Here is a 4,764-nt window from a genome sequence, read left to right as displayed (position 1 = left end):
TCAAGACAGGACGCCCCTTGGCGCTATCGGCTTGGCCACCCTGTTTGCCGCAGCGGCCTACCGCGCGAGCGGTTTAGATGCTATGGGCTACCCGGCGAGACAATGGCACCATCGTCGCGGCAACAAAGCGATGGAGCGCCCCATGGCGAAGCAGAACGACCTGAGCAGATGCCTTGTCACCCTTGAGCAAGACGCGACAGTGATCGCCGTGATCGAGATGGGCCAATCAAGTTGGCTGGTGGCCGGTATTGTGCCGGGACTTGAACGCAATCCGTTGAAGAAGGTCAGCCCGGACCCCGATAAGCTCCTGCAGCTTCTGCATCGCTGGCAGAAGGAAGCGGTGCAGGCTGGACGCGCGATCAAACGGATCGTGGTCGCCTATGAGGCCGGCCGCGATGGCTTCTGGTTAGCACGCTGCCTGCGAGCGCGAGAGATCGAGGCCTACGTGATCCACCCGTCGAGCGTCCCGGTGTCGCGTGAGCACCGGCGGGCGAAGACAGATCGGCTCGACACTGAACTGCTCAAACGCGCCTTTCTCGGTTGGCTGCGCGGCGAACCGAAGCATTGCAGCATGGCAGCGATCCCCACCCTCGCGGAGGAGGATACGAAACGGCCGGGCCGCGAGCGCCAGAGCTTGGTCGGGGAGCGCACACGCATCATCAACCGCGTGAAGGCTAATCTCGCCCGCCTCGGCATTCGCGACTTCCGGCCTAACCTGGCCCAGGCATCGAGCCGGCTGGAGGCCTTACGCACGCCGGAGGGGACGGCCGTTCCGGTGAACACGCTGGCCGAGCTGCGGCGCGACATGGACCGTCTTCGATTCGTAAAGCAACAGATCAAGGAAATCGAGACAACCCGCGCCAAGCGCTTGGCGGAAGCCCCCAACGAGCAAGGCCATGCGATGGTGCGGCTGCTTGCGCGGGTCGTCGGTGTCGGTGCTGAGACAGCGGACATGCTCGCACAGGAGGTGTTCTCGCGCAACATCCGGGATCGTAAGGCCCTCGCGCGCTATGCCGGCCTCACTGGTGCGCCCGACGAGAGTGGTAAAAAACGACGCGAGCGAGGACTTGCCAAAGCGGGCAATGCCCGCGTTCGCCGCGGTATGATCGAGCTCGCCTGGGGACATCTGGTGCATCAGAAGGCCAGCGCATTGACCGCGTGGTATCGGAAGCGAACTTCCGATGCTCGCGGCGGTACGCGCAAGACAATGATCGTAGCGCTCGCGCGCAAGCTTCTCATTGCGCTGTGGCGGCTCGTGACAACCGGCGAGACGCCGGCCGGTCTGCTGCTGCGCCCGGTCGCATAAGGTCAATTGAGTTGCTGCAGCCTAGCATCTTATCGATGCCGAGCTGCAGCTGATGAGCCGAGGTGGCGGCAACCCGATGTTGGACTATGGTCCCTGTACCGCGGTTTAGAATGGGCCCGCCGTCTCGGAGCTTCGCCGCCGATGCGCATGACTGCATCATGGTTGCGACCCTCTCGGGTCGGCCGAATACAAGTTCGTGGCGCGCGAGCTGCGCGCACGATGGCGAGCTCCCCTCGGTATCGTCTCAGCTGCCAACCCGAGCGCGCCAGTCTGCTGCTGTGCTCGCAGCCGTCAAGGGCAAGTCGCTCCGCGATGGCCTTCGGCCACCCTTGACCGCCGCTCCGCGCAGCAGCCTAGCAAAAAGCAGGTCGGGACGAGGAGATGTCGCAGCCCGGCCCAACAAGGAGATGGCCAATAACGAAAAGCCTTGACACCAATCGCCCCATACAAGTCCTCTGGCCCTGATGCGAACTGCGAGCGGACTTTGAAACGGTCCGCTTATCGGGCGAGACCGGACGTGACTGGCCGACCTTCCAGACGGTGCTTTTGACCCCATCAGCCGAAACCGGATTGAAAGATCGCCACGTCAGCTCACCGGGGTAGACCGGACGCTGCCCAAGGCGGGGCCAAATGCCGCTTGTGTGAAGGGTTTCGGATGCCCGCCGCAGCCGTGACAGCGCGGCATATTCGGGCGGCCGGCGTCCGAAAGCCTCCAAGGGAGGAAACCGCGCGTGGTGGGCAGGACTGGTGCGGCAGGCTCTATGGGGATTTGAGCGCTGCGAGCGAGCTGGCAGGTTGAGTTCCAAGTGGTGCAGCGAGCTTAGCGATGATGGCGCGGCGGGTGAATGAGCGGTGGATGGCGTGGCCAGCGATCAATTGTCGGCGGATTGACGACGACAGATGGACGTTTGGGCGCATTCCGTCATGGCCGGTCGATGAGCGGCGGGCACGACGAGCAGCTTTGCTGAATGGCGGTTGCGCGGTCATGAGGTGTCGATCCTGATGGCGCTGGTTGGCGCGGTCGGTTGACGGTGCGGCGTTGCGCCTCGTTCAAAGAGCTCGATGACGATCATGCGGCCGCCGCAGCATGGACAGGGCGGCTTGCCGGTGTCGACGATGGTCTCGGTCGGCTCATCCTCACGCTCCTTGACGACGAGCAGCTCGCGTGCGCATGCGATGTTGTCGGCGCAGGCGCCCCGCGCCAGCAAGCCGTAATGGCGGATGCGGTGGAAGCCCTTTGGCAGGACATGGATGAGGAAGCGGCGAATGAACTCGAAGGTGGCGAGCGTCATCCGTTTCTGGCGGTCGCGGCCTTCGACGCGGTAATCCTTCCACCTGAAGGTGACGCCGTGCTGGTCGAGGGCGATCAGGCGGCTGTTGGCGATGGCGACGCGGTGAGTATAGCGTGACAGATAGGACAGCACGGCCTCGGGGCCGCCGAACGGACGCTTGGCATAGACGACCCATTCCGTCTTGCGCGACGCTGCAAGCAATGCGGCGAATGATTGTGCTCCGGCAAGATGAGCGTCGTTGCCGAAGAAGCTCAGGCGCCCGGCCTGGTGGAGGGCGGCGAGGCGCTCCAGGAACAGCCGCCGGAACAGGCGTGAGAGCACCCGCACCGGCAGGAAGAACCCCGGCCGGCAGGACACCCAGCGCCGGCCGTCGGGCGAGATGCCGCCGCCCGGCACGATCATGTGGACATGCGGGTGATGGGTCATGGCCGAGCCCCAAGTATGCAGCACGGACGTGATGCCGATCCTGGCGCCCAGATGCTTCGGGTCTGCGGCGATCGTCAGCATCGTCTCGGCCGAGACCTTGAACAGCAGATCGTAGACGACGGCCCTGTTGTGGTAGCCGATGTCGGCGATCCGAGCCGGCAGCGTGAACACGACGTGATAATATGGCACCGGCAGCAGCTCGGCTTCGCGATCGGTGAGCCACTGCTTCGCCGCGGCGCCCTGGCACTTCGGGCAGTGCCGATTGCGGCAGGAGTTGTAGGCGATGGACGTGTAGGCGCAGTCCTCACAGCGGGCGACATGGCCGCCGAGGGCTGCCGTGCGGCAGCTCTCGATCGCCGACATCACCTTCAACTGGTCGAGGCTGACGTGGCCGGCATGGGCCTGCCGCCATGCCGGACCACGGTCGCGGAAGATATCCGCAACCTCCAGAGACGGACGAGACATGACCGTCCTGCGTCAGCCGGGCGGCCGGGCCTCCTTGAGCTTGATCGCGATGTGTTCCAGCGGGCTCATGACCTCGCTGATCGTCTTGGTGGCGACCCTGGTATAGAGCGCGGTCGTATCGAGCTTGGCGTGACCGAGCAGCACCTGGATCACGCGTACGTCGATGTTCTGCTCGAGCAGATGGGTGGCGAAGCTGTGCCTCAGGGTATGCAGCGATACGCGCTTGTTGATGTCTGCCATCTGGGCGGCGGCATGACAGGCACGATTGAGCTGGCGCGTCGTCATCGGCTGCGCCGGATCACGGCCTGGGAACAGCCAGCCCTGCGGGCGCGCCGCCTTCCACCAGGCGCGCAGCAGGTCGAGCAGGCTCGGCGACAGCATGACGTTGCGGTCCTTGCCGCCCTTGCCCTGCTCGACCCGGATGATCATGCGCTTGCTGTCGATATCGGAGATCTTGAGCGAGACGACCTCGGCGGCACGCAGGCCGGCGCCATAGGCCACGCCGAGCGCCGCCTTGTATTTGAGCCCGGGGGCGGCATCGAGCAGGCGGGCTACTTCCTCAGCGCTTAGCACCACCGGCAGCTTGCGAGGCTCGTGAACGACATGCGTGTGCTCGATGATCTCGTGGCGCCTGAGCGTGACCCGGAAGAAGAACCGCAGTGTCGAGACGGTCTGGTTGATGGTCGGCACGCCGGCGCCGCTCGATGCCAGATGGAGTTGGTAGCGACGTACATCCTCGAAGCTGGCCGTATCCGGCGATCGTCCGAGGAACACCGCGAAGTTCTTGACCCTCTGCACGTAGTCATGTTGGGTCTTGGGCGCGAACTTGCGGATCGTCATGTCTTCGATCATGCGCCGCCGCAACGGGCTCATGGCCTCGTCGGTCATGGGGATGCTCCTGTCTTGGGTGAAGGTTGCGAACCCCTCATCTCAAGACAGGACGCCCCGTCGCGCTATCCTCTCAGCCGTGCTGCCGGCTGTCGTGCCCTACCGCGCGAGCGGTTTAGTCCAATGACCCCTTAGCGGACATGCTGTTTGTAAGCTTCGATGTCGGCTTTGCGCTGTTAAGCGGACATGGACCGCGCGGCTCGACTGAGGTCAGCTTTGCGCCAGGAGGCGCAGTAGCGCTCTCCAGAGACGGTTTAGCACCCCAAAACGACCGGTGCCCGCTGATTTCCTGGATCCCGATGGCAATTCGCTTCCTGAAGGCAGCTTCAACGGAATTGGAACAATGTCCAGGCGATCTGATTGGAAACTGTTAGAGCCGGGCTAGAC

3 protein-coding genes are annotated in these 4,764 nt (G+C 64.1%); 1 reads left to right on the top strand and 2 read right to left on the bottom strand.

The window, feature by feature from the left end; genetic code table 11:
- The first annotated feature begins 142 nt into the window (after positions 1-142).
- Positions 143-1,306, top strand: a complete 1,164-nt coding sequence (locus tag ACZXDY_RS44765; RefSeq protein WP_464349873.1) for an IS110 family RNA-guided transposase — start codon at positions 143-145, stop codon at positions 1,304-1,306.
- A 983-nt stretch (positions 1,307-2,289) separates the two neighbouring features.
- On the opposite strand, the gene ACZXDY_RS44760 is transcribed toward ACZXDY_RS44765, so the two are convergent.
- Positions 2,290-3,489, bottom strand: coding sequence for an IS91 family transposase (locus ACZXDY_RS44760; RefSeq protein ID WP_464349872.1), 1,200 nt, complete (start codon positions 3,487-3,489; stop codon positions 2,290-2,292).
- Positions 3,490-3,501: 12 nt separating this feature from the next.
- Entirely contained in the window at positions 3,502-4,377 is an 876-nt protein-coding gene (locus tag ACZXDY_RS44755; protein WP_464349871.1) for a tyrosine-type recombinase/integrase, read from the bottom strand.
- Between the last annotated feature and the right edge of the window lie 387 nt (positions 4,378-4,764).

The organism is Bradyrhizobium sp. LeoB3 (assembly GCF_055456055.1).
The sequence above is the reverse complement of the archived record's forward strand: the minus strand, read 5'-3'. Positions and strand labels throughout refer to the sequence as shown.